We start from the raw sequence: 24,140 nt of genomic DNA on the forward strand, positions 1-24,140 counted from the left end.
TCGCCGACTGCGTTGGTCGCGATCAACAGGCGTTGCCGCGCATCGAAGCTGTAGGTGGCGAGGTTCTGCTCGGTGGTCCACTCGCCCTGAACAAAAACTTGGTAATCGACCGCCACCAGTTGCGTGCGGTCATAACGCAACAGCAATGAGCGGCCGGCGCCATTGTCCAGACGCTGAATGCGGTCGGAGCGATCGCGTTGCAGGGTCAGACGATTACCGTAGACATCGCTGATTGCGGTCAGCCGGCCGGCGCGAAAGTGATAGAACCGCGCGGTTTCCCCGGCCAGAGCCAGAATCAGTTCTTCCGGCTCATCACCAAGAAAGATCGCCGCCCGCGACAGGCTGTTGTGGATCGCCGGGCGCGCGACGTTGGGCAGGGGAAAGCGGGTGCGGCGGTTCTCGTGGTCGAACCAGATCACGCCATCGCCGTCGAAGGCCAGGCGATGCGCGAGCGTATGGCTCCAGCCGAAACCCAGGCCGATGTCGATCTCGACCGCGCTGCTGCGGTACAAGCGGGTGAACTCGAACGGCAGCACGCCGTCGAGCACGGCGTCGGTCAGGGTCAGCAGTTCTTCGCCGGTGACCATCGACACCGGACAGCCGTTCTTGCAGGTGTTGGGCACGCAATCGGCGGCATCGCCGTTGGGGTTTTTTGCTTGGTCGGGCGCGTCGTCGTGGGGCTCGTGGCGCTCAAGACGGGCCATGCCTCGGGATTTTTCCCGCGCGAGTGGCGCCGGATTCGGCACGCTGAGCACCACCGCGTCGGCCTGGCGAATGTTCAGCGGAATCGATGGAGTCGGCTTCAGCTCCACCTCGCGCGCATGAAACATCAGCGGCTTCAGCGTGCTCGCGTGCTGCTTGAGTTCCGGCGTTGAAGTCAGCTCAGCCAGACGCAAGGCTGACGCGGCCAGCCATTCCCGCGCCCGTGGCGACTTGATTTTCGCCAGGACCTTGCTGCTCAAACGTAGCGATACGCCGGCACCGCCCGCCACGCGCATCAACAGAAAGCTGATGAGCAACTCGGTGCGAACTTCGGCCACCACTTCGGCGAGGTATTGCGGCGGCAGCATCTTCAGCCAACTGGTGAACGCGGCCAGATGAATAAACAGCAACGGCTCGTCGCTGAGCATCAACAAGGCGTTGGCAATCGCCTCGTTTGGAGCGGCAAGCAGCGCCTCAAGTTCGACTTCGCTCAAATATTCAAGAAGCTTTTCGCTGTGCTCCTGCAGATCGGCGAGGAGGGCAAACAGTTGCTGGATCTCATCCCAGACGCCATTCAGGGCTTTCTCCAGTCCGCGCCAATCGGCCCGTTGCAACTGCCCGTAACGATCGAGAAAACCGGCGCTGGAAAACTCCGTCCATTGCGGCTGAAAACCGGTCCACTCAGCGCGCAGCCAGTTTTCCAGACCGGCGATGACACCTTCATAAGAGGCATACAGTGCGCGGACATGGGCGGTGGAAACGTCTGGAAAGAAAGTGACGCGGTAGCGCTGGCCGCGCATGCAATCGGTCACCTCGAGGATCCCGCTCGGGCCGATGGTGTGGCGCAGCGGCTGGCCGAAGGTCTGTACGCCGTCGACTTCGCTGAGCAGCGGTTCGAGGGTCACCGGGGTGTCGCCGATCGGCACAAAGCGCGCCGCTTCAAACATGTGCACCAAGGTCAACGGACCGCTGGCCGAACACATGACCACCGATGAACTGATGGGGGCGCGCGAGGTGATGGGCGCGCTCAGTTGCACGTCATTGCCAACCTTGAACACTTGCTCGATGTCCAGCGCCGTCCCGGTCCAGAATTGCTCCGCCCAGGCGTCGTAGTGGTTCAGGCACAGGCGGAACTCATCGATCAGCGCTTCGAAATCTGGCTGCCGGGGATTCAGGGCGGCTACTACCAGCAGTCCGATGCTGTTGTTCAGGGCCAGGAGCCGATCGGGTTGAAACATTCGCAGTCGCTCGCGCATATGAAGAAACGGGAGCGCGGACTTTGCGGGGGATCAAAGAGGAAAGAAGTCGGGGAAGTAGGCAGTGTCTGTAGGAGTTTTCGCTAAATGCGAAAAGGCGTCGATGGCATTGCCCGTTGCTCAATGTCCATCGGCCTCGCTATGCTGCTGAACCCATTAATCAGATCCGCGTTGCGGCACGTTGCCTGTCGCCCGGGATGTCTTTGTTAACGGATCCGATGATGAATGCACCGCTGAAGACGTTCGGCCCGATCAAGGCCGTGATTTTCGATATGGACGGTTTGCTGCTCGACACCGAGGGCATTTACACCGAGGTCACCTCGCTGATTGCCGGGCGCTACGGGAAAACCTTCGACTGGAGCGTCAAACAAAACATCATTGGTCGCGGTGCCAATGACCTGGCCAATTACGTGGTGCAGGCGCTGGAGTTACCGATCACTCCGGAAGAATTTCTGCAGATCCGCGAGCCGCTGATGCGCGAGCGTTTCCCCAAGGCGCAGGCGATGCCGGGGGCCGAAGCGCTGGTGCGTCACCTCAAGGCGCACAACATCCCGATCGCGGTGGGCACCAGTTCGTCGCGCCAGTCGTTCGGGCAGAAAACCACCTTGCACCGTGAGTGGTTTGCGCTGTTCGATTTCATCGTCACGGCGGACGATCCGGAAGTCGGCGCGGCCAAACCGGCGCCGGATATTTTCCTCACCGCCGCCCGGCGTTTGGGCGTTGCGCCCAAGGATTGTCTGGTGTTCGAGGATTCGCCGTTTGGCGTCACCGCAGCGAAAGCGGCAGGCATGACCGCAATCGCCATCCCCGACGCAGCAATGGCAGACGAGAAATATGCTCACGCTGACGGCATTATCCGCTCGCTGAAAGATTTCACGCCCAGCGTATTTGGCCTGCCGATGCTGGAACTGGCTTGACCGCTTAAACATAAACGCCGCCCTTCTATAAAGAAGGGCGGCGTTTTTTTTGCCGGTCTGTCAGGCGCCGAAACCACCGTCGATGGTCAGGCTGGCACCGGTGATGTAACCGGCTTCCGGCCCGGCCAGGTAGGCGACGAAGCTGGCGACTTCATCGGCGGTGCCGTAACGACCGACGGCCATCAGCGGGATCAGGCTGTCGGCGAATTCGCCATGGGCCGGGTTCATGTCGGTGTCGACCGGGCCAGGTTGTACGTTGTTGATGGTGATGCCGCGTGGGCCGAGGTCGCGGGCCAGCCCTTTGGTCAGGCCGACCAGTGCCGACTTGCTCATCGCGTACACGCCGCCACCGCCGAAGGGCATGCGGTCGGCGTTGGTGCTGCCGATGTTGATGATCCGCGAGCCTTCGCCCATGTGTTTCGCTGCTTCCTGGGACGCAATGAACACGCTGCGCACGTTGATGGCCAAAGTCTGATCGAAGTCTTCCAGTTTGAAATCTTCCAGCGGCGCGATGGCCAGTACGCCGGCGTTGTTGACCAGAATGTCCAGCCGGCCAAACGCTTCGACGGTGGCGCTGACGGCGTGGCGAATCGCGCCGGCATCGGCGCTGTCAGCCTTGATCGCCAAGGCTTTGCCGCCGTTGCCGGTGATGCTGTTCTGTAGTTCTTCGGCTTTGGCGGCGGAGCTGACGTAAGTGAACGCGACGGCGGCGCCTTCAGCGGCCAGACGTTTGACGATGGCCGCGCCGATGCCGCGCGAACCGCCTTGAATCAGAGCGACTTTGCCGCTGAGGTGTTGAGTGGTCATGTTCGATCTCCAAGTGTTCAAGGCGGAATGCCTTGGTGTTGGTGCCGAGTATCGGCGTGGCATCGACAACCGGGTAGACCATGATTGCTATAGTCTGTGTAAACCAGAAGTTTATAGTGCCGATCATGGAAACGTTCAGCAGTATCGAATGCTTTGTGCGCAGTGCCGAAGTCGGCAGCTTTGCCGAAGCGGCGCGACGCTTGAGCCTGACCCCGGCGGCGGTCGGCAAGAGCGTGGCGAAACTGGAGGCGCGGCTTGGCGTGCGGCTGTTCCAGCGTAGTACACGCAGCCTGACCCTGACCGAAGCGGGGCAGCTGTTTTTGAGTGAAGTCAGCGCCAGCCTGACCACCATCCAGAATGCCGTGGCCAATCTGGCCAGTGCCGGTGGGCAACCGGCCGGCACGCTGAAAGTCAGCATGGGCACGGTGTTCGGTCGTCTGTATATCGTGCCGCTGCTCGGTGAGTTTCTGCGGCGCTATCCAGCGATCAACCCGGACTGGCATTTCGATAACCGTCAGGTCGACCTGATCGGGCAGGGCTTCGACGCGGCGATTGGCGGCGGCTTTGAACTGCCACAAGGCGTGGTTGCGCGCAGGCTGACGCCGGCACATCGGGTGTTGGTGGCATCGGAGGATTATCTGCAAAAAAATGCGCCGATCAGCCATCCCGATGACCTCAGGCAACACGACGGCATTCTGATTCGCTCACCGCAGACCGGGCGCGTGCGTTCCTGGCAACTGACTCACCGCGATCAGCAACACAGTCCGCTAACGTTGCGGGCGAGGATGACCATGAGTGATTCCGAGGCGGCGTGCGCGACGGCGATGCAAGGTTTGGGCATTGCGCTGGTGAGCATGCCCTTTGCGGTGCCGTACCTTCAGGCAGGGACGTTACAGCGGGTGCTGCCGGACTGGTTTGTCGATGACGGCAACATTTCGATCTATTACGCCGAGCACAAATTGTTGCCGGGCAAGACGCGGGCGTTTGTGGATTTCGTGATTGAACAGTTTGCTGAGCAGGGACTGGGACGGCGGTTTAGTGCCATCTAAGTAAGGCTTGGGACCGAGTCGTATGCATTCGCGAGCAGGCTCGCTCCCACAGGGGTACGCATTCCAAATGTAGGAGTGAGCCTGCTCGCGATGCACGATAACTCGGTCTATCGAGCAAAGCGCTGCGCCCAGCCAACAATATTCTTCGGCCGTGGCGTCGCATAAGTCCGCACCTTCGACGTCGACAACTTCAAGCGCACCAGCGATTCGGCAATCGTCACCGCCGCCGTCACGCCATCCACCACCGGCACGCCGGTGCGCCGGCGAATCTGCTCGTCCAACCCGGCCATACCGCCGCAGCCCAGGCAAATCACCTCGGCCTTGTCCTGGGTCACCGCCAGTTCGGCCTGCTGCACGATCGCTTCCAGTGCGCGCTGCGGTTCATGTTCCAGCTCCAGAACCGCCAGACCACTGGCGCGCACCGAGGCGCAGCGATCCCACAGACCGGACAATTTCAGCCGATCCTCGATCAGCGGCACGGTGCGATCCAGTGTGGTCACCACCGAGTAGGCATGGCCGAGGAACATCGCGGTGCTGGCCGCCGCATCAGTGATATCTACCACTGGCACGTTGAGCAGTTCCTGCAAGCCTTCGCGGCCATGTTCGCCGTAGCCGGCCTGAATCACCGCATCGAAGGGTTGGTCGTAAGCCATCACCCGATCCATAACGGCGATGGCGGCCAGGTAGCTTTCGAAATTGCCTTCAATCGATTCGGCGCCGAAGTACGGGGTCAGGCCGACGATTTCGGTACCGGGTGAAGCGACGGCCTGCGCCGAGCGGGCGATGGCGTCGGTGATGGATTCGGTGGTGTTGACGTTGACCACGAGAATACGCATGGAAAATCCTTATTGCGGGCAGTGGTGCGGCCCGAAAACCGGGCCGCGAAGGGATCAGTGGCTGACGTTATCCACAGCGATGCATTCGCCGCTGACTTCGGCGTAATGCGTCTGGCGTTTGGCGATGATCAGGTAAAGCATGCCGGCGATACCGGCACCGATCAGCCAGGAGAACGGCGAGACGCTGTGGAAACCGGGCACCAATGCCAGGACGATGGCGATCAGCGCTGCAGGAATAAACGCCGCCACCGCGCGGAAATTGATGCCACGGCTGTAGTAATAAGCGCCGTTGGGGTCTTCGCTGTAGAGCTGCGGCACGTTGATCCGGCCTTTGCGGATCAGCCAGTAGTCGACCATGATCACTCCGTACAGCGGGCCGAGCAGGGCGCCGAGGCCCGACAGGAAATACACGATCACCAGCGGACTGTTGTAGAGATTCCACGGCAGGATCAGCACGGCAATGGTCGCGCTGATCAACCCGGCGCGGCGGAAGGTCAGGTACTTCGGCGCCAGGTTGCTGAGGACGAACGCCGGGGCGACGAAGTTGGCCATGATGTTCACCGCGACGGTGACGATCAGAAAGGCCAGGCAGCCGAGCACCAGAAAGAATGTGTTGGGGATCGAGGCGATGATTTCGGTCGGGCTTTCGATGATCCGCCCGTTGATCTGGAACTGCGCGCCACACAGCAGCACAGTAATCGCAGCGAACACCAGAATGTTCACCGGCAAGCCCCAGAAATTTCCTACCTTGATGGTTTTGCGGCACGGTGAAGAACGGGCGAAGTCGCAGAAGTTGAGGATCAGCGTGCCGTAGATCGCCAGCCACAACGCGCCGCCGGCGAAGATGTTGCGCCACATCTCGCCACCGGTCAGCGGCTCGCGGATCGACCAGGCAATGGTCGCGTTGGCCTGGAAGTACATCCACCCGGCGAGAGCGGCAACGGTCAGCAGAATCACCGGCCCGGCAAACGCCTCGTAACGGCGCACCATCTCCATGCCGTAGGCGAGAATCGCCAGTTGCACCAGCCAGATTGCTACAAAGCACACCCAGCCCAGGCTCGACAGGCCCAGAATCGAGTCGTGATCGTATTCGGCGAAGCCTGGATGCACGGCAGTCAGCAAGACACGGAATACCACTGAGGCGAGGTACGTCTGAATACCGAACCAGGCGATGGCGATAACCGCCCTGATCAATGCAGGAATTTGCGCACCGTGAATGCCGAAACTGATCCGGCTGATCACCGGAAACGGCACCCCGGTTTTTTGCCCCATGTAACCCGACAGATTCATGAAAAAGTACACCAGCGCCGCGCCGATCCCCAGCGACAACAGAATCTGCCAGCCACCCAGGCCCAACGCATACAGGCCGATGGCGAACGAGTAGTTGGCGATGTTGTGCACATCATTCGTCCACAGGGCGAAGATGCTGTACTGGCCCCAGCGCCGGCCTTCGGCTTTGGTCGGCGCCAGATCGCTGTTGTGCAGACGCGGGCTCAGTTGCAGCGGCTCGCTCACTCCGTCATGGGGCAACGGTTGATCGAGCGTGGCGGAGGGCAGATTCAGCGCGATGTTATTTGAAAGACTTGTACGCATTCCGGCAGGCTCCTGACGTTCGCCACCGCGATGACTGTGCATGAGCGCTCAGGCTCGACAAATCTTCGTCGCGGCGGTGAAAACATCACTGGTTACGGGGCATCTGCAGCCTGTACGGGATAGGGCGCTTCAGGCTTGCGGATCGAAAGTGTGCATGCTTTGCAGTTTTGTATACAAAACATGTATGCGATAAAGCCAGATTTGTGCCAGTGCCAATCTATAAGCGGCAGGGCTCATTTCGAATAGTTATCAATGCGGCATAAGTGGCTGAAAAACAGGCGATATAAATTGATAGATCGGCCAGGAATTTTTTTCAGGGGAGGGATTTTGCAGAGGGGCGAGCAGATGGGGATTCTGCTGGGGAGTGTAACTTTTCAGGGCGTCAGAACTGAAAGTGCACACATAAATGGCACTGATGGTGACAACCTTGTGTACACCTTTTGTGTGCCTGGCACATATCAATGTGGGAGCGAGCCTGCTCGCGAATGCGGTGGATCAGGCAACTGAAACGTTGACTGGAACGGCGCTTCCGCGAGCAGGCTCTCTCCCACAGGTCCTTCTATAAATGGGGGATCAAACCTTGCTCTTGCTGATGATATTCCCGGCATGTAGCCCGCATTCTTTCTGCGTGGCTTCTTCCCACCACCAACGGCCTTCGCGCTCGTGCTGGTTCGGTAACACAGGGCGGGTGCACGGTTCGCAGCCGATGCTGATGAAACCGCGCTCGTGCAGGCTGTTGTACGGCAGTTCGAGCATGCGAATGTAGCCCCAAATCTCCTCGCTGGTCATCTGCGCCAGCGGGTTGAACTTGTACAGGGTGCGTTCCGGTGTCGAGAAGGCTGTGTCGATTTCCAGCACCGCCACAGCGCTGCGGGTGCCCGGGCTCTGGTCGCGGCGCTGGCCGGTGGCCCAGGCTTTGACGTCGGACAGCTTGCGCCGCAGCGGTTCGATCTTGCGGATGCCGCAGCATTCGCCGTGGCCATCTTTGTAGAAACTGAACAAGCCTTTTTCCTTCACGAACGGTTCGAGTTTCGTGTAGTCCGGCGAGACGATTTCAATATCGATCTGGTAATGCTCGCGCACCTGCTCGATGAAACGGTAGGTCTCCGGATGCAGGCGGCCGGTGTCGAGGCTGAACACTTTGACGTTCTTGTTCAGCTTCCACGCCATGTCCACCAGCACCACGTCCTCGGCGCCGCTGAAAGATATCCACAAGTCATCGCCGAACTCGGCGAAGGCGAGCTTGAGGATGTCCTGGGCGGATTTGTTGGCATAGGTCGTGGCGAGTTCCACGACGTCGAACGATGGGCTCATCAGGGCGGCTTCCTACAGGTCAATGGCGCTCGGGCGCTCTATAGGGGGCCGATGGTAACAAAAAGCTGCCGCGGCCGGGGCGTCCTCTGCGTTGCGCGCCTCGGGTGCAAACGCTAGAGTTCGGCCTCGCTCGACTCAATAATCACTACAAACGGGAGTGTCTTGTGGAAATTGCTTGCCTGGATCTTGAAGGGGTACTGGTACCGGAAATCTGGATCGCCTTCGCCGAAAAAACCGGAATCGACTCCCTCAAGGCCACCACTCGGGACATTCCCGATTACGACGTTTTGATGAAGCAGCGCCTGCGCATCCTCGATGAGCACGGTCTCAAGCTCTCGGATATTCAGGAAGTGATCGCCACACTGAAACCGCTGGATGGCGCGGTGGAGTTCGTCAACTGGCTGCGCGAGCGCTTTCAGGTGGTGATTCTCTCGGACACTTTTTATGAGTTTTCACAGCCACTGATGCGCCAGATGGGCTTCCCGACTCTGCTTTGCCACCGCTTGATCACTGACGAAAGCGGTCGGGTGACCGGCTATCAACTGCGTCAGAAAGATCCCAAGCGCCAGTCGGTGCTGGCGTTCAAGAGTCTGTACTACCGGGTGATCGCGGCGGGGGATTCGTACAACGACACGACCATGCTCGGCGAGGCGGATGCGGGGATTCTGTTCCATGCGCCGGATAACGTGATTCGCGAGTTTCCGCAGTTCCCGGCGGTGCATACGTTTGAAGAGCTGAAGCAGGAATTTCTCAAGGCCTCTAATAGAGAGTTGAGTTTGTAGTCGCCTGGAAGGACGTCTTCGCGAGCAGGCTCGCTCCCACATTGGAATGCATTTCCCTGTGGGAGCGAGCCTGCTCGCGAAGTTTTTAGAGGTTCTGCAGGGTATCGAGCAGGATCCGCACTTTGGTCATCGACTCCTGATACTCCGCCTGCCAGTCCGAATCGGCGACGATCCCGCCGCCGCCCCAGCAGCACACCTGGCCATCCTTGACCAACAGACTGCGAATGGCGATGGAGCTGTCCATCTCGCCGCGTACGTCCAGATACAGCAACGAGCCGCAATACAGACCGCGCCGGGTTGGCTCCAGCTCGTCGATGATCTGCATCGCCCGAATCTTCGGTGCGCCGGTGATTGAGCCGCCGGGGAAACTGCCAGCGATCAGGTCGAGCGCATCACGATCCGTCGCCAGTTCACCGGTCACGCTGCTGACCAGGTGATGCACGTTCGGATAACTCTCCAGACTGAACAACTCCGGCACCCGCACCGAGCCGATGCGGCAGGTGCGCCCGAGATCGTTGCGCAGCAGGTCGACGATCATCAGGTTTTCCGCGCGATCCTTGGGGCTGGCCAGCAGTTCGGCGGCGTTGGCGGCGTCCTCGGCTGGGGTGACGCCACGGGGGCGGGTGCCCTTGATCGGACGGGTTTCGACTTGGCGCTGGCTGACTCTGACGAAACGTTCCGGTGACAGGCTCAGCACTGCGCCGCCGTCGGGCAGGCTCTGGAACCCGGAGAACGGCGTCGGGCAGGCCTGACGCAAAGCGCAGTAAGCCAGCCACGGATCGCCCTGGCATTCAGCACGAAAGCGTTGCGCGAAGTTGACCTGATAGCAGTCGCCAGCCTGGATGTAGTCCTGAATGCGTTCGAACGCCTGACGGTAATCGTCAGCCGAGAGATCAGCGGCCATGGGGGCGTTCAGTTTGAAGGGCGCCAGCGCGTCAACTTGAGGCTGAGTGAACAGCGCGACCAATCGCTGCCGCTCACTGTCGACAAGCGATGGATGAAAGACCAATTGGCTGGTTTGCCCGTGGTGATCGCTGATCAGCGCCCAGTCGTACAGGCCAAAACGCGCATCGGGCAGTTGCAGGTCATCCAGCGCCTGACTCGGCAGGTTTTCCAGATGCCGGCCGAAGTCGTAGCTCAAATAGCCGATCAATCCGCCGGCGAACGGCAATTCGGATCCGGCGGGCAACTGCGCTTCGCCCAACCGGCTGAGGTGGTCACGCAGGCGCTGCACAAAGTGCGCGCCGCTTTCCTCCGGCAACACCGCCAGTTGTTCCAGCGGCCAGGCGCTGAGCAAGTCATAACGGCCGCGTTCAGCGCTCGGCCGGCCGCTGTCGAGCAGCACGGCGCCGGGAGCATTGCGGATGGCCGCGAAATAGTCGGCGGGGTTGGCGCGGTAGGGCAGAGGGTGTACGGAGCAGGTCAGCATGGGCGGGGCAGATCGGCCGTTGAGGCGGGGTGGGGATTGTAGTCCTCTGCGGGAATTGCTCCTAGAGGGGATGTCGGCGATTGGCAGATGGGCGGCAGGCTTGAGGCTCGTGTTGGCAGCAAGTCCGCTTTCGCGAGCAGGCTCGCTCCCACAGGGGATTGCATTCCAATGTGGGAGCGAGCCTGCTCGCGAAGGCCGCGACTCGATTCTGGATCAGCCCTCGACCGCAGGAATATGCCCAAACATTTCCTGAGTAAACGCCACCCGCTCTTCTACCGATTCCTTAACGCCACGCGCCTTCAGCTCTTCCAGCCGCGCTTCAACCGCATGGGTACGCAAGGTCAGGCCGCAATCGTTGGCGATCTGAATGTTCAGCCCCGGCCGCGCATTCAGTTCGAGAATCAACGGCCCCTTTTCCTGATCGAGCACCATGTCCACACCGATATAACCCAGCCCGCACAGCTCATAGCAGCCGGCGGCGAGTTTCATGAAACCGTCCCAGTAGGGCAGTTGCACGCCATCCACCGCGTTGGTGGTGTCGGGGTGTTTGGTGATGATGTTGTTCAGCCAGGTGCCGCGCAGCGTAAGGCCGGTGGCGAGATCGACGCCGACGCCAATGGCGCCCTGGTGCAGGTTGGCCTTGCCGCCGGACTGACGGGTCGGCAGACGCAACATCGCCATCACCGGGTAACCCATCAGCACGATGATGCGGATGTCCGGCACGCCTTCGTAACTGATGCTCTTGAATATCTGGTCCGGGGTCACACGGTATTCGATCAGCGCGCGGTCGCGGTGGCCGCCCAGCGAGTACAGGCCGGTGAGGATGCTGGAGATGTGATGCTCCAGCTCTTCGTGGGCGAGGATCTTGCCCGAGACCGTGCGATAACGGCCTTCGAAGCGGTCGGCGATGACGATGATGCCATCGCCACCCGCGCCCTGCGCCGGTTTGATCACGAAGTCGCTGCGCCCGCCGATGATCTCGTCGAGCTTGTCGATTTCCTTCTCGGTGGAGATCACCCCGTACAGCTCCGGCACGTGAATGCCGGCGGCAATGGCGCGTTCCTTGGTAAGGATCTTGTCATCGACGATCGGGTACAGGCTGCGCTTGTTGTACTTGAGCACGTAGTCCGCGTTTCGGCGGTTGATGCCCATGATGCCGCGCGCCTCGAGGGCCTTCCAGGTCTTCCAGAAACCGAACATCAGGCGTCAGCCTTCTTCAGGAAGGCCTTGAAACGCACCAGTTCGGTCAGGCGGTAGCCGCGATAGCGACCCATCGCCAGCATGAAACCGACCAGAATCAGCAGGATCGCCGGGAAGGTAAACACGAAGTACACCAGCTCCGGCACGGTCATGATCAGGTGCGCCAGGGAGGCGGCGAACAGCGTACCGATCGCGACTTTCAGCGCATGGTTGGCGCCGCGTTCTTCCCAGGTAATCGACAGGCGTTCGATGGTCATGGTCAGAATCACCATCGGGAACAGCGCCACCGACAAGCCACGCTCAAGGCCAAGCTTGTGGCTGAACAGACTGATCGCCGCAATCAACACCACCACGAACGTCAGCACCACCGACAGGCGCGGCAGCATTTGCAGCTTCAGATGTTCGAGATACGAGCGCAGCGACAGGCCCAGCGCGGTGATCACTGTGAACAGCAGAATGCCGAAGCCCAGCTGCGTTTCGCGGAAGGCGAGGGCGATCAGCACCGGGGTAAATGTGCCCAGCGTTTGCAGGCCGATCAGGTTGCGCAGGATCAAAATCACCAGCACGCCGATCGGGATCATCACCATGATCATGAAGGTCTGCTGGGTCTGCAGCGGCAAGCCGTACAGCGAATAATCGAGGAAGTTGGCGTCAGTGTTTTCGTCGGTCAGCTTGGCCAGACGAATCGCGTTCATCTCGCTGTTGTTCAGGCTGAAGGTCACGTTGGCTTTCTTGCCGCCGTCGACGGTGATCAGGTTTTCATCGCCGGTCCACCACAGCAGGCGGTCGGTCGGCAGGCCTTGCTCACCGGTTTCCGGGTTGAAGTACAGCCAGTCGTTGCCGTTGAAGCTGCGCAGCCACAGTTCAGGGGTCTGTGGCTGATCGGCGACGAGGCGGATGGTGTGAACTTTTTCCACCGGGACGTGGGCGATGGACAGCAGCAGTTCGACGATCTTGGCTTTGTGCGAAGTCGACGGATCGCCGGCCAGCAGCAATTTGACGTTATCGTCGTTGACATTGTTGACGCGCTTGATCGCCTCGCCAATAAAGGTTTCGACGTCGGCCGAGTGTTGGCGGATCGGCGCGAGCAGGGCTTCGGCGGCGATTTTTTCCGGGCCTTCGATGACCATGCTGTCACGGAAGGTCGGGCCTTTGACCTTGGATTTTTCCGCGGTGTAGCGCTTGGTCAGCACCAGACGGTAATACAGCGTCTGGTTGCCCTTGGCGCGACGGGCCGACCAGGTCACCTTGCGGTTGCCGTCGATGCGGTTCACCGCTACGCCGTAGTTATTGGAGATGAAGCTTTCGTTGAGGCTCACGTAATCGCGGCTCAGCGGCGGCACGAACATCTGGATCTTCACCGGATCCTTGGTGCTGGCGACGAACTCGACCTTGGCGTCGATGTTCCACAAATCGTCGGTAGCGTCTTCGGTCACCGGGATGCCGAGCACGAAAATCTGATAGGCCGTAACCGAAACGCCCAGCAGCACCAGCACGGCGATCAGGATTTTCAGGTGGAAGGTTAGAGAACGCATGGAAATTACTCGGCGGTGTGAGCGGCGATGGTGCAGGCAGGTTTGCCGGCAGCGTATTTAAGACTGGGGTCGACCAGCGCGTCGAAGCGTTTCAGCGCCTCGGAGCCGATCAAAAGCGGGTATTGGAACGCACTTCGGTCGGTGAGGTTCACTTCGATGCTGCGCATTGCCGAACCCATGCAGATATCCAGCTCGATCACCGGACGGGCGGTGTACTGCTTGCCTTCTTCCGGATCGTAGTCGCCGGCACGGCGCTTGATCTTGCTGACCCGCGCCAGCGGCCGTTCGATGGGGTGCGAATGCGCGGTGTCGATGGCCAGGTAGAAACGTACCCAGGATTCACCGTTGCGTTTGAAGCGTTTGATGTCGCGGGCGCTGAGCGAGGCGGTTTTCGCCCCGGTGTCGAGTTTGGCCGCGACTTCGAGATTGATGCCGTCAAGCGAAGCGTATTCGTTGAGGCCATACACGGTTTTTTCCCCCGCGGCGGCGAGGCCGGGCAGGCAAAACAGAGCAAAAAAGGTGGGGAAAGGCTTGAGTCTCATAAATCCTGGTGCGCAGCGTTCCGTTATCGGTTCAGGTGCCCGCACAACCGTGCGCAAGCCCCTGCGTGTGCCTGGCAGCTTTTTATGGCAAGCCGTACTAAAGACCCGCAAATGCGGGCGGCATTCTAGCACGGTGGTTTTATGGCGCCAGCGCTTGCGCCGACCCATGAGCTGCAAGGGATGCCACTCTTGTGGGAGCGAGCCTGCTCGCGAAAGCGCTGTGTCATTCGATGCAGAAACCGACTGACCTGCCGCCTTCGCGAGCAGGCTCGCTCCCACATTAATAGATGAACGATTGGCTGCGCTTATTAGACGATTGTCGACAATACCTATTTATCCTTTGACTGATGCGGTCTTATTGGCTAGTTTTTGCCGCATTGGATTTAAAGGTGTCGACAATCATGCTGGATCAACTCGATCCCCCGGTCATCAATGGCGACGATTCCGAGACGCTGTCGGAAAACGTCTTCCGCCGTATCCAGGCGGCTATCGTCAAAGGCGAGATCGCCCCGGGCAGCAAGATCTCCGAGCCGGAACTGGCGCGTACTTATGGCATCAGTCGGGGGCCGCTGCGTGAGGCGATCCATCGTCTGGAAGGGCAGCGCCTGCTGGTGCGCGTGCCGCACGTCGGTGCGCGGGTGGTCTCGCTCAGCCATGCCGAACTGATCGAGCTCTACGAAATCCGTGAATCTCTCGAAGGCATGGCCTGCCGCCTCGCCGCCGAGCGCATGAGCGTCGAGGAAATCGACGAGCTGCGCCGCGTCTTGGAAACCCACGAGCGCGATGCGGCGTTTCAGGCCGGCGTCGGTTACTACCAGCAGGAAGGCGATTTCGACTTTCATTACCGGATCATCCAGGGCAGCGGCAATCGCACGCTGACGCAGATGCTCTGCGGCGAGCTGTATCAACTGGTGCGCATGTACCGCATCCAGTTTTCCACCACGCCGAACCGCCCGCACCAGGCCTTCGCCGAACACCACCGCATTCTAGATGCCATCGCCGACCGTGACGGCGAGCTCGCGGAATTGTTGATGCGCCGCCACATTGGCGCCTCGAAACGCAACATCGCCCGTCACTACGAGGACGGCGCCCACAACAAGACAGCCACTGAACGAGGTGATGCATGACTTCCAACCTGAACACGCCGGGCCAGCGCTTCCGCGATGCGGTCGCCAGCGAGCATCCTTTGCAAGTGGTCGGCGCGATCAACGCCAACCACGCGCTGCTGGCCAAGCGCGCCGGTTTCAAGGCGATCTACCTGTCCGGCGGCGGCGTGGCCGCAGGCTCGCTGGGCGTGCCGGATCTGGGCATCACCGGGCTGGATGATGTGCTGACCGACGTGCGCCGCATCACCGATGTCTGCGACCTGCCGCTGCTGGTGGATGTGGATACCGGTTTTGGCTCGTCGGCGTTCAACGTCGCGCGCACCGTCAAGTCGATGATCAAGTTCGGCGCGGCGGCGATTCACATCGAGGACCAAGTCGGCGCCAAGCGCTGCGGCCATCGCCCCAATAAAGAAATCGTCAGCCAGCAGGAAATGGTCGATCGCATCAAAGCCGCCGTCGATGCCCGTACCGACGACAGCTTCGTGATCATGGCGCGTACCGACGCACTGGCGGTGGAAGGTCTGGAATCGGCACTTGATCGCGCGGCAGCGTGCATCGAGGCCGGCGCCGACATGATCTTCCCGGAGGCGATTACCGAACTGGACATGTACAAGCTGTTCGCCAATCGTGTGAAAGCGCCGATCCTGGCCAACATCACCGAGTTCGGCGCAACGCCGCTGTACACCACCGAACAACTGGCCGGCGCCGACGTCTCGTTGGTGCTGTATCCGCTGTCGGCGTTCCGCGCGATGAACAAGGCAGCGGAAAACGTCTACACGGCGATCCGCCGCGATGGCACGCAACAGAATGTCATCGACACCATGCAGACTCGCATGGAGCTCTACGATCGTATCGATTACCACACGTTCGAGCAGAAGCTCGATGCGTTGTTTGCACAGAAGAAAGGCTGAACAAAACCCTGTGGGAGCGAGCCTGCTCGCGAAGACGGACTGACATCCAAGATTGATGTCGACTGATCCAGCGCTTTCGCGAGCAGGCTCGCTCCCACAAGTTTCCCCATACAAATTCAAGAAGATTGGAGAACACAATGGCCGAAGCAAAAGTACTCAGTGGCGCCGGGCTCCGTGGCCAGGTTGCCGGGCAAACCGCATTGTCCACCGTGGGCCAGGCCGGTGCCGGGCTGACCTATCGCGGCTACGACGTGCGTGAACTGGCCGCCGACGCGCAATTCGAAGAAGTCGCCTATCTGCTGCTGTACGGCGAACTGCCGACCAAAGCGCAACTGGCCGACTATCAAAGCAAACTGAGCAAGCTGCGCGACCTGCCGCAAGCGCTCAAGGAAGTGCTTGAACGCATCCCGGCTGACGCGCATCCGATGGACGTCATGCGCACCGGTTGCTCGTTCCTCGGCAACATCGAACCGGAGAAAGATTTCTCTGAACAGCGCGACAAGACCGACCGTCTGCTCGCCGCGTTCCCGGCGATCATGTGCTACTGGTATCGCTTCAGCCACGACGGCAAGCGCATCGACTGCGTCAGCGACGAACCGACCATCGGCGGCCACTTCCTGCACCTGCTGCACGACAAGAAGCCAAGCGAACTGCACGTCAAAGTGATGAACGTGTCGCTGATCCTCTACGCCGAACACGAATTCAATGCCTCGACCTTCACCGCGCGCGTTTGCGCCTCGACCCTTTCCGATCTGTATTCCTGCGTTACAGCGGCCATCGGTTCGCTGCGCGGTCCATTGCACGGCGGCGCCAACGAAGCGGCGATGGAAATGATCGAGCGCTTCTCGTCGCCGGAAGAGGCGATCAAAGGCACCCTCGGCATGCTCGAGCGCAAGGACAAGATCATGGGCTTCGGCCACGCGATCTATAAGGACAGCGACCCGCGCAACGAGGTGATCAAGGGCTGGGCGAAAAAACTCGCGGACGAGGTCGGCGACAAGGTGCTGTTCCCGGTTTCCGAGGCCATCGACAAGACCATGTGGGAGCAGAAGAAGCTGTTCCCGAATGCCGACTTCTATCACGCCTCGGCATACCACTTCATGGGCATCCCGACCAAGCTGTTCACGCCGATCTTCGTCTGCTCGCGCCTGACCGGCTGGGCCGCGCACGTGTTCGAACAGCGCGCCAACAACCGCATCATCCGCCCAAGCGCCGAATACACCGGCGTCGAACAGCGCAAGTTCGTGCCAATCGAACGTCGCTGAATGGTGAGCTGAGCCGGAACCAGAGAACCCCGCTAGACCCTGTGGGAGCGAGCCTGCTCGCGAAGACGGACTGGCATCCAACAAGGATGTCGACTGATCTACCGCTTTCGCGAGCAGGCTCGCTCCCACAGTGGACGGTGTGCAACTCAGGTGTCTGGCCTCACCCTTTGAAATCACCGTGACCCGAGTCCTGACCCGATGAACACAGAATTCCGCAAGAACCTGCCCGGCACGCCGCTGGATTACTTCGACACCCGCGCGGCGGTCGAGGCGATTGCGCCTGGCAGCTACGACACCCTGCCGTACACCTCCCGCGTGCTGGCGGAAAACCTCGTGCGTCGCTGTGACCCGGCCACGCTCACCGATTCGCTCAAGCAACTGATCGAGCGCAAGCGCGATCTTGATTTCCCGTGGTTCCCGGCGCGGGTGGTCTGCCATGACATCCTCGGCCAGACCGCGCTGGTCGACCTCGCTGGCCTGCGCGATGCCATCGCTTTGCAGGGCGGCGACCCGGCGCAGGTCAACCCGGTGGTGCCGACGCAATTGATCGTCGACCACTCGCTGGCCGTCGAGGCGGGCGGTTTCGATGCCCAGGCCTTCGAGAAGAACCGCGCCATCGAAGACCGCCGCAACGAAGACCGTTTCCACTTCATCAACTGGACCAAAAAGGCCTTCAAGAACGTCGATGTGATCCCGCCGGGCAACGGCATCATGCACCAGATCAACCTGGAGAAAATGTCGCCGGTGATTCAGGTGCGCGAAGGCGTGGCGTTCCCGGACACTTGCGTCGGCACCGACAGCCACACGCCGCACGTCGATGCGCTGGGTGTGATCGCCATCGGTGTCGGCGGCCTCGAAGCCGAGAGCGTGATGCTCGGACGCGCGTCGTGGATGCGTTTGCCGGAGAGCGTTGGCGTCGAACTGACCGGCAAGCTGCAACCGGGCATTACCGCTACCGACATGGTCCTGGCCCTGACCGAATACCTGCGCAAACAGAAAGTCGTCGGCGCTTGGCTGGAATTCTTCGGTGAAGGTGCAGCAGCGCTGACCCTCGGCGACCGCGCGACCATCTCCAACATGGCCCCGGAATACGGCGCCACGGCGGCGATGTTCTACATCGATCAGCAGACCATCGATTACCTGAAACTGACCGGTCGTGAAGACCAGCAGGTTCAATTGGTCGAGCAGTACGCCAAACTCACCGGCCTGTGGGCTGACAGCCTCAAAGATGCGCAATACGAGCGCGGCCTGACTTTTGATCTGTCCTCGGTGGTGCGCAACATGGCCGGCCCGAGCAACCCGCACGCCCGTGTTGCGGTATCGGATCTGGCGGCCAAAGGCATCTCCGGCCAGTGGGATGACGTACCGGGGCAAATGCCCGACGGCGCAGTGATCATCGCCGCCATCACCAGTTGCACCAACACCAGCAACCCGCGCAACGTCATCGCCGCCGGCCTGTTGGCGCGCAATGCCAACAAGCTCGGCCTGACCCGCAAGCCGTGGGTCAAATCCTCGCTGGCACCGGGTTCGAAAACCGTGGCGCTGTACCTCGATGAAGCGGGGCTGACCACTGAGCTGGAACAGCTCGGTTTCGGCGTTGTGGCATTTGCCTGCACCACTTGCAACGGCATGTCCGGCGCGCTTGATCCGGTGATCCAGCAAGAGATCATCGACCGCGATCTGTACGCCACCGCCGTGCTGTCCGGCAACCGCAACTTCGACGGCCGCATTCACCCGTACGCCAAACAGGCATTCCTCGCCTCGCCGCCGCTGGTGGTTGCTTACGCGATCGCCGGGACCATCCGTTTCGATATCGAGAAGGATGTGCTGGGCGTGGTCGATGGCCGGAAAATCCGCCTCAAGGACATCTGGCCGAGCGACGAAGAAATCGATGCGGTGGTGAAGTCTTCAGTCAAGCCTGAGCAGTTCCGTCAGGTCTACATCCCGATGTTCGCCGTGCATGAAGACACCGGGCCGAAAGTCGCGCCGCTGTACGACTGGCGCGAGATGAGCACCTACATCCGCCGTCCGCCGTACTGGGAAGGCGCGCTGGCCGGCGCCCGTCCGCTAAAGGGCATGCGCCCATTGGCGGTGCTGCCGGACAACATCACCACTGATCACCTGTCGCCATCGAACGCGATCATGCTCGACAGCGCCGCCGGCGAATACCTGGCGAAAATGGGCCTGCCGGAAGAGGACTTCAACTCCTACGCCACCCACCGTGGCGACCACCTGACGGCCCAGCGCGCGACCTTCGCCAACCCGAAACTGTTCAACGAAATGGTTGTGGAAAACGGCAAGGTCAAACAGGGTTCGCTGGCGCGTGTCGAGCCGGAAGGCCAGGTCATGCGCATGTGGGAAGCCATCGAAACCTACATGCAGCGCAAGCAGCCGCTGATCATCATCGCTGGCGCTGACTACGGCCAGGGTTCGTCCCGCGACTGGGCGGCGAAAGGCGTGCGCCTGGCCGGTGTCGAGGCGATTGCCGCTGAAGGTTTCGAACGCATTCACCGCACCAACCTGGTGGGCATGGGCGTGTTGCCGCTGGAATTCAAACCCGGCACCAACCGCCACACCCTGGCCATCGATGGCAGCGAAACCTATGACGTGATCGGCGAGCGCAAGCCGCGCGCGGATCTGACGCTGGTGATTCATCGCAAGAATGGCGAGCGCGTCGAAGTGCCGGTGACCTGCCGTCTCGATACCGCTGAAGAAGTGTCGATCTACGAGGCCGGCGGCGTGTTGCAGCGCTTCGCACAGGACTTCCTCGAAGGATCGGCGGTAGCCGTTTAAATCAACGTGTGGGCATGGGATTTCAAGTCCCATGCCTTCGGTAAGGAGCACCATGGCTCACGCACCACAAATCAGAATCCCTGCGACTTACATGCGCGGCGGCACCAGCAAAGGCGTGTTCTTCAGCCTCACCGATCTGCCCGAAGCAGCGCAGGTTCCAGGCCCGGCGCGCGACGCTTTGTTGCTGCGGGTGATCGGCAGCCCCGATCCCTACGACAAGCAGATCGACGGCATGGGCGGCGCGACGTCGAGCACCAGCAAAACCGTAATCCTGTCGAAAAGCACCCGCGCCGATCACGACGTCGATTACCTGTTCGGCCAGGTGTCGATCGACAAGCCGTTCGTCGACTGGAGCGGCAACTGCGGCAATCTCTCGGCGGCGGTCGGTTCGTTCGCCATCAGCAACGGTCTGGTCGATGCCAACCGCATTCCGCACAACGGTGTGGCGGTGGTGCGCGTGTGGCAGGCCAACATTGGCAAGACCATCATCGCCCACGTGCCGATCACCAACGGCGAAGTGCAGGAAACCGGTGATTTCGAACTCGACGGCGTGACCTTTCCAGCGGCCGAAGTGCAGGTTGAGTTCATGGATCCGGCGGCGGAAGAAGAGGGCGGTGGTGGCTCGATGTTCCCCACCGGCAATCTGGTCGATGAGCTGGAAGTGCCAGGTGTCGGCACGTTCAAGGCGACGATGATCAATGCCGGGATCCCGACGATTTTCGTCAACGCCGAAGACATCGGCTACACCGGCACCGAACTGCAAGGTGCGATCAACGGCGATCCGCAAGCGCTGCTGATGTTCGAGACGATTCGTGCCTACGGTGCGTTGCGCATGGGCCTGATCGCCAATCTGGAAGAAGCCGCCAAGCGGCAGCACACGCCGAAAGTTGCGTTCGTCGCCAAGCCTGCGGATTACGTGGCGTCGAGCGGGAAAGCGATTGCCGCTGGAGATGTCGATCTGCTGGTGCGCGCGTTGTCGATGGGCAAGCTGCACCACGCGATGATGGGCACGGCGGCAGTGGCGATCGGCACGGCGGCAGCGATTTCCGGGACGTTGGTCAATCTTGCGGCGGGTGGGATTGAGCGCAATGCGGTGCGTTTCGGCCATCCGTCCGGGACGTTGCGCGTGGGCGCTGAGGCAACGCTGGAGAATGGCGAGTGGGTGGTGAAGAAAGCCATCATGAGCCGCAGTGCGCGGGTGCTCATGGAAGGTTACGTCCGCGTGCCTGCTGACTCGTTCTGACTCGACATTTTACCCTCACCCCAGCCCTCTCCCTGAGGGAGAGGGGGCTGACCGAGGTGTCTTGCGAGGTACATCGACATGAGAGATCGAGACGATTATGGATTTGGCGATGGACCTTCAGGTCGGTGAACCTCCACGGCATCCCCCAATCGGTCCCCTCTCCCTCGGGAGAGGGCTAGGGTGAGGGGCTACCCTCTGACACAACACGAAGAAACCAGAGACCACGAACCATAAACCAGCCAAGCCCTTGAGGAAGACCTAACCACTCATTTCCCCGAACAGGAGAACCACCGTGAGCGCCAACGTCGACCTGAACAACCGCCCCGATTACGACGCAGTCCTGCAGGACATCGCCGACTACGTTCTCACCTTCAAGCCCGAATCCGCCGAGGCGCTGGACACCGCGCGCAATTGCCTGATCGACACGCTGGGCTGCGGTCTGCTGGCCCTGCGTTTCCCCGAATGCACGAAACACCTCGGCCCGATCGTCGAAGGCACGGTAGTACCGTTCGGTGCACGAGTCCCAGGTACCCCTTATCGCCTCGATCCGGTCAAAGCCGCTTGGGATATCGGCTGCATTGTCCGCTGGCTCGACTACAACGACACCTGGCTCGCCGCCGAATGGGGCCATCCATCGGACAACCTCGGCGCCATCCTCGCCGTTGCTGATCACCTGTCGCAGAAACGCGTGGCAAACGGCGAGACGCCGCTGACGGTCCGCGATGTGCTGGAAGCAATGATCATGGCCCACGAGATTCAAGGCGTGATCGCCCTTGAAAACTCCTTCAACCGGGTAGGACTCGATCACGTCATTCTGGTGAAAGTCGCCTCGACGGCCGTCAGTGCCCGACTGATGGGCGCCAATCGCGAGCAGCTGTTGTCGGCACTGTCCCACGCCTTCGCCGACGGTCAGGCGCTGCGCACCTATCGGCATGCGCCCAACGCCGGCTCGCGGAAATCCTGGGCGGCGGGGGATGCGGCGAGTCGTGGTGTAAGGCTGGCCGACATCGCCATGCGCGGCGAGATGGGCATTCCCGGGGTGCTGAGCGCGAAGCAGTGGGGCTTTTATGACGTATCGTTCAGCCACACCAACAATGATCTGGCGCTCAAGTCCGAAGAGAAGCGCGCTTTCAGCTTTTCCCGGCCGTTCGGCAGTTACGTGATGGAAAACGTGCTGTTCAAGATCAGTTTCCCCGCCGAATTCCACGCGCAGACGGCGTGCGAGGCGGCGGTGACCTTGCATCCGCTGGTTCGCAATCGCCTGCACGAGATCGACCGGATCGTCATCACCACCCATGAATCGGCGATCCGCATCATTTCCAAGGTCGGCCCGCTGGCCAACGCTGCCGACCGCGATCATTGCCTGCAATACATGACCGCCGTGCCGCTGGCATTCGGCAATCTGGTGGCTGAGCACTACGAAGACGACTTCCACAAGGCGCATCCGATCATCGACGTGCTGCGAGAAAAAATGGTGATTGTCGAAGAGCCGCGTTTCACCCGTGAATACCTCGAGCCCGACAAACGCTCGATTGCCAATGCCGTGCAGGTGTTTTTCAAGGACGGCAGCAGCACCGAGAACGTCGTGGTGGAGTACCCGATCGGCCATCGCCGCCGCCGCGCCGAGGGCATTCCGTTGCTGGAGGACAAGTTCAAGGCCAACCTGGCCACGCGGTTTGCCGGCCAACGTTGCGCTGAGATATTTGCGCTGTGCGAGGATCAGGCGCGGCTGGAAGCCACAGCGGTGAATCGATTCATCGATCTGTTTGTGCTCTGACAGACCGCGTTATCGTTCTTCGCGAGCAGGCTCGCTCCCACAGTCGTTACGATGCAGGTCTACTGTGGGAGCGAGCCTGCTCGCGAAGGCGCCAGATCAGGCGACGCCGGACTACTTGAACCGCCGCTCAACGCCTTTTTCCACGAGAATCTTCGCCGAAATCTCTTCCACCGAGAAATGCGTGGAATTGATGTGCGGAATGTTCTCGCGGCGGAACAGGTTCTCCACTTCGCGCACTTCGAATTCGCACTGGGCGTAGCTCGAATAACGGCTGTTGGGCTTGCGCTCGTTGCGGATCGCGGTCAGGCGGTCGGGGTCGATGGTCAGGCCGAACAGCTTGTGCTGATGGGCGCGCAGAGCCGTCGGCAGGGTCAGGCGTTCCATGTCGTCTTCGGTCAGCGGATAGTTGGCTGCGCGGATACCGAACTGCATGGCCATGTACAGACACGTCGGCGTTTTGCCGCATCGCGACACGCCCACTAGTATCAGATCGGCTTTGTCGTAATAGTGGGTGCGCGCGCCGTCGTCGTTGTCGAGGGCGAAGTTGACCGCCTCGATGCGCTCCATGTAATTGGAGTTGTGCCCGATGGAATGGGACTTGCCCACGGTATAGGAAGAATGCTCGGTGAGCTCCTGTTCGAGCGGCGCGAGGAAGGTCGAGAAAATGTCGATCATGAAACCATTGGACGTTGCGAGAATCTCACGAATGTCCTGATTGACGATGGTGTCGAAGATGATCGGCCGAAAGCCGTCGGTTTCAGCGGCTTTGTTGATTTGTTGTACCATGGCCCGCGCTTTTTCCACGCTGTCGATGTAGGGCCGCGTGAATTTGCTGAAGGTAATGTTTTCGAACTGCGCCAGCAGGCTTTGACCCAGGGTTTCGGCGGTAATGCCGGTGCCATCGGAGATGAAGAAAGCAGATCGTTTCATTTGCACCTTGGGCCTTAAGCTAGTAACGAATCTTGGATATGATAGGCGCGATTTGCCGGCCGCCATTGGCCCGCATTCTCACTTATTTTCCAGGTCCAGGCCATACAACCGGCCAAGGCTCCCCCGGGCCGCCGGTTTCTGAGCTTTTCCAAC

At 60.7% G+C, this 24,140-nt stretch carries 19 protein-coding genes; 9 read left to right on the forward strand and 10 right to left on the reverse strand.

Translation table 11 applies throughout. The features are described from left to right. A partial coding sequence (locus PS14A_RS08145) for a DUF6531 domain-containing protein (protein ID WP_249121223.1) occupies window positions 1–1,940 on the reverse strand: 1,940 nt, incomplete at its 3' end. Window positions 1,941–2,179: 239 nt separating this feature from the next. Here PS14A_RS08145 and PS14A_RS08150 point away from each other — a divergent pair. Next, window positions 2,180–2,875, forward strand: coding sequence for an HAD-IA family hydrolase (locus tag PS14A_RS08150; protein WP_038861408.1), 696 nt, complete (start codon window positions 2,180–2,182; stop codon window positions 2,873–2,875). 60 nt (window positions 2,876–2,935) lie between these two features. Here PS14A_RS08150 and PS14A_RS08155 read toward each other — a convergent pair whose 3' ends face one another. Then, complete coding sequence (locus tag PS14A_RS08155) at window positions 2,936–3,682, reverse strand: 3-oxoacyl-ACP reductase family protein (RefSeq protein ID WP_212615712.1); 747 nt, start codon at window positions 3,680–3,682, stop codon at window positions 2,936–2,938. 125 nt (window positions 3,683–3,807) lie between these two features. Here PS14A_RS08155 and PS14A_RS08160 point away from each other — a divergent pair, with 125 nt between their 5' ends. Then, the gene (locus PS14A_RS08160) at window positions 3,808–4,731 is read left to right on the forward strand and encodes a LysR family transcriptional regulator (protein ID WP_212615713.1); all 924 of its coding nucleotides are present in this window, start codon (window positions 3,808–3,810) and stop codon (window positions 4,729–4,731) included. Between the two features lie 107 nt (window positions 4,732–4,838). On the opposite strand, the gene PS14A_RS08165 is transcribed toward PS14A_RS08160, so the two are convergent. The 3 genes from PS14A_RS08165 to PS14A_RS08175 form a co-directional block, all read right to left on the reverse strand. Beyond that, window positions 4,839–5,567: an aspartate/glutamate racemase family protein gene (locus PS14A_RS08165; RefSeq protein WP_212615714.1), complete on the reverse strand. Its 729-nt coding sequence runs from the start codon at window positions 5,565–5,567 to the stop codon at window positions 4,839–4,841. A 54-nt stretch (window positions 5,568–5,621) separates the two neighbouring features. Continuing rightward, entirely contained in the window at window positions 5,622–7,160 is a 1,539-nt protein-coding gene (locus PS14A_RS08170; RefSeq protein WP_212615715.1) for an NCS1 family nucleobase:cation symporter-1, read from the reverse strand. A gap of 573 nt (window positions 7,161–7,733) precedes the next feature. Then, a complete protein-coding gene (locus PS14A_RS08175; RefSeq protein WP_122611940.1) occupies window positions 7,734–8,474 on the reverse strand; it encodes a phosphoadenylyl-sulfate reductase in 741 nt (246 codons plus the stop codon). Between the two features lie 164 nt (window positions 8,475–8,638). Here PS14A_RS08175 and thrH point away from each other — a divergent pair, with 164 nt between their 5' ends. After that, complete coding sequence (gene thrH / locus PS14A_RS08180) at window positions 8,639–9,256, forward strand: bifunctional phosphoserine phosphatase/homoserine phosphotransferase ThrH (RefSeq protein ID WP_212615716.1); 618 nt, start codon at window positions 8,639–8,641, stop codon at window positions 9,254–9,256. 85 nt (window positions 9,257–9,341) lie between these two features. On the opposite strand, the gene pabB is transcribed toward thrH, so the two are convergent. The 4 genes from pabB to PS14A_RS08200 all read right to left on the reverse strand — a co-directional run bounded on the left by pabB (window position 9,342) and on the right by PS14A_RS08200 (window position 13,962). Next, window positions 9,342–10,685, reverse strand: a complete 1,344-nt coding sequence (pabB, locus tag PS14A_RS08185) for an aminodeoxychorismate synthase component I (protein WP_212615717.1) — start codon at window positions 10,683–10,685, stop codon at window positions 9,342–9,344. Between the two features lie 213 nt (window positions 10,686–10,898). Beyond that, window positions 10,899–11,885, reverse strand: coding sequence for an alpha-L-glutamate ligase-like protein (locus PS14A_RS08190; RefSeq protein WP_016773817.1), 987 nt, complete (start codon window positions 11,883–11,885; stop codon window positions 10,899–10,901). After that, a complete protein-coding gene (locus PS14A_RS08195) occupies window positions 11,885–13,420 on the reverse strand; it encodes an inactive transglutaminase family protein (RefSeq protein ID WP_016773818.1) in 1,536 nt (511 codons plus the stop codon). Before PS14A_RS08195 ends, PS14A_RS08190 begins: the two co-directional genes overlap by 1 nt. Before the next feature lie 5 nt (window positions 13,421–13,425). Next, window positions 13,426–13,962, reverse strand: a complete 537-nt coding sequence (locus PS14A_RS08200) for an ATP-dependent zinc protease (RefSeq protein ID WP_016773819.1) — start codon at window positions 13,960–13,962, stop codon at window positions 13,426–13,428. 404 nt (window positions 13,963–14,366) lie between these two features. Between PS14A_RS08200 and PS14A_RS08205 the strand changes: the two genes are divergently transcribed. The 6 genes from PS14A_RS08205 (at window position 14,367) to prpD (ending at window position 23,057) form a co-directional block, all read left to right on the forward strand. After that, complete coding sequence (locus PS14A_RS08205) at window positions 14,367–15,089, forward strand: GntR family transcriptional regulator (protein ID WP_172834046.1); 723 nt, start codon at window positions 14,367–14,369, stop codon at window positions 15,087–15,089. Beyond that, a complete protein-coding gene (prpB, locus tag PS14A_RS08210) occupies window positions 15,086–15,979 on the forward strand; it encodes a methylisocitrate lyase (protein WP_024012298.1) in 894 nt (297 codons plus the stop codon). The genes PS14A_RS08205 and prpB overlap by 4 nt, the downstream gene beginning before the upstream one ends. Window positions 15,980–16,116: 137 nt before the next feature. Continuing rightward, window positions 16,117–17,244 carry a 2-methylcitrate synthase gene (gene prpC / locus PS14A_RS08215; protein WP_130911978.1) on the forward strand — a complete coding sequence of 376 codons (1,128 nt, stop codon included), beginning with the start codon at window positions 16,117–16,119 and terminating at the stop codon, window positions 17,242–17,244. Between the two features lie 198 nt (window positions 17,245–17,442). Then, entirely contained in the window at window positions 17,443–20,037 is a 2,595-nt protein-coding gene (gene acnD, locus PS14A_RS08220; protein WP_212615718.1) for a Fe/S-dependent 2-methylisocitrate dehydratase AcnD, read from the forward strand. A 52-nt stretch (window positions 20,038–20,089) separates the two neighbouring features. After that, window positions 20,090–21,280 (forward strand): 2-methylaconitate cis-trans isomerase PrpF, encoded by a 1,191-nt coding sequence (prpF, locus tag PS14A_RS08225; protein ID WP_212615719.1) that lies wholly within the window; start codon window positions 20,090–20,092, stop codon window positions 21,278–21,280. A 292-nt stretch (window positions 21,281–21,572) separates the two neighbouring features. Then, window positions 21,573–23,057 (forward strand): 2-methylcitrate dehydratase, encoded by a 1,485-nt coding sequence (gene prpD / locus PS14A_RS08230; RefSeq protein ID WP_212615720.1) that lies wholly within the window; start codon window positions 21,573–21,575, stop codon window positions 23,055–23,057. Between the two features lie 111 nt (window positions 23,058–23,168). On the opposite strand, the gene PS14A_RS08235 is transcribed toward prpD, so the two are convergent. Beyond that, window positions 23,169–23,987 carry a pyruvate, water dikinase regulatory protein gene (locus tag PS14A_RS08235; protein WP_016773826.1) on the reverse strand — a complete coding sequence of 273 codons (819 nt, stop codon included), beginning with the start codon at window positions 23,985–23,987 and terminating at the stop codon, window positions 23,169–23,171. Window positions 23,988–24,140 lie beyond the last annotated feature (153 nt).

Origin of the sequence: Pseudomonas sp. 14A (genome assembly GCF_018132745.1) — a bacterium.
GTDB lineage: Bacteria > Pseudomonadota > Gammaproteobacteria > Pseudomonadales > Pseudomonadaceae > Aquipseudomonas > Aquipseudomonas mercuritolerans.

What these genes read in the sequence shown, in the direction of transcription:
- PS14A_RS08150 (WP_038861408.1), top strand. Translation starts at nt 2,180, where the DNA reads ATGAATGCACCGCTGAAGACGTTCGGCCCGATCAAGGCCGTGATTTTC.
- PS14A_RS08155 (WP_212615712.1), bottom strand. Translation starts at nt 3,682, where the DNA reads ATGACCACTCAACACCTCAGCGGCAAAGTCGCTCTGATTCAAGGCGGT.
- PS14A_RS08160 (WP_212615713.1), top strand. Translation starts at nt 3,808, where the DNA reads ATGGAAACGTTCAGCAGTATCGAATGCTTTGTGCGCAGTGCCGAAGTC.
- PS14A_RS08165 (WP_212615714.1), bottom strand. Translation starts at nt 5,567, where the DNA reads ATGCGTATTCTCGTGGTCAACGTCAACACCACCGAATCCATCACCGAC.
- PS14A_RS08170 (WP_212615715.1), bottom strand. Translation starts at nt 7,160, where the DNA reads ATGCGTACAAGTCTTTCAAATAACATCGCGCTGAATCTGCCCTCCGCC.
- PS14A_RS08175 (WP_122611940.1), bottom strand. Translation starts at nt 8,474, where the DNA reads ATGAGCCCATCGTTCGACGTCGTGGAACTCGCCACGACCTATGCCAAC.
- pabB (WP_212615717.1), bottom strand. Translation starts at nt 10,685, where the DNA reads ATGCTGACCTGCTCCGTACACCCTCTGCCCTACCGCGCCAACCCCGCC.
- PS14A_RS08190 (WP_016773817.1), bottom strand. Translation starts at nt 11,885, where the DNA reads ATGTTCGGTTTCTGGAAGACCTGGAAGGCCCTCGAGGCGCGCGGCATC.
- PS14A_RS08195 (WP_016773818.1), bottom strand. Translation starts at nt 13,420, where the DNA reads ATGCGTTCTCTAACCTTCCACCTGAAAATCCTGATCGCCGTGCTGGTG.
- PS14A_RS08200 (WP_016773819.1), bottom strand. Translation starts at nt 13,962, where the DNA reads ATGAGACTCAAGCCTTTCCCCACCTTTTTTGCTCTGTTTTGCCTGCCC.
- prpB (WP_024012298.1), top strand. Translation starts at nt 15,086, where the DNA reads ATGACTTCCAACCTGAACACGCCGGGCCAGCGCTTCCGCGATGCGGTC.
- prpC (WP_130911978.1), top strand. Translation starts at nt 16,117, where the DNA reads ATGGCCGAAGCAAAAGTACTCAGTGGCGCCGGGCTCCGTGGCCAGGTT.
- acnD (WP_212615718.1), top strand. Translation starts at nt 17,443, where the DNA reads ATGAACACAGAATTCCGCAAGAACCTGCCCGGCACGCCGCTGGATTAC.
- prpF (WP_212615719.1), top strand. Translation starts at nt 20,090, where the DNA reads ATGGCTCACGCACCACAAATCAGAATCCCTGCGACTTACATGCGCGGC.
- PS14A_RS08235 (WP_016773826.1), bottom strand. Translation starts at nt 23,987, where the DNA reads ATGAAACGATCTGCTTTCTTCATCTCCGATGGCACCGGCATTACCGCC.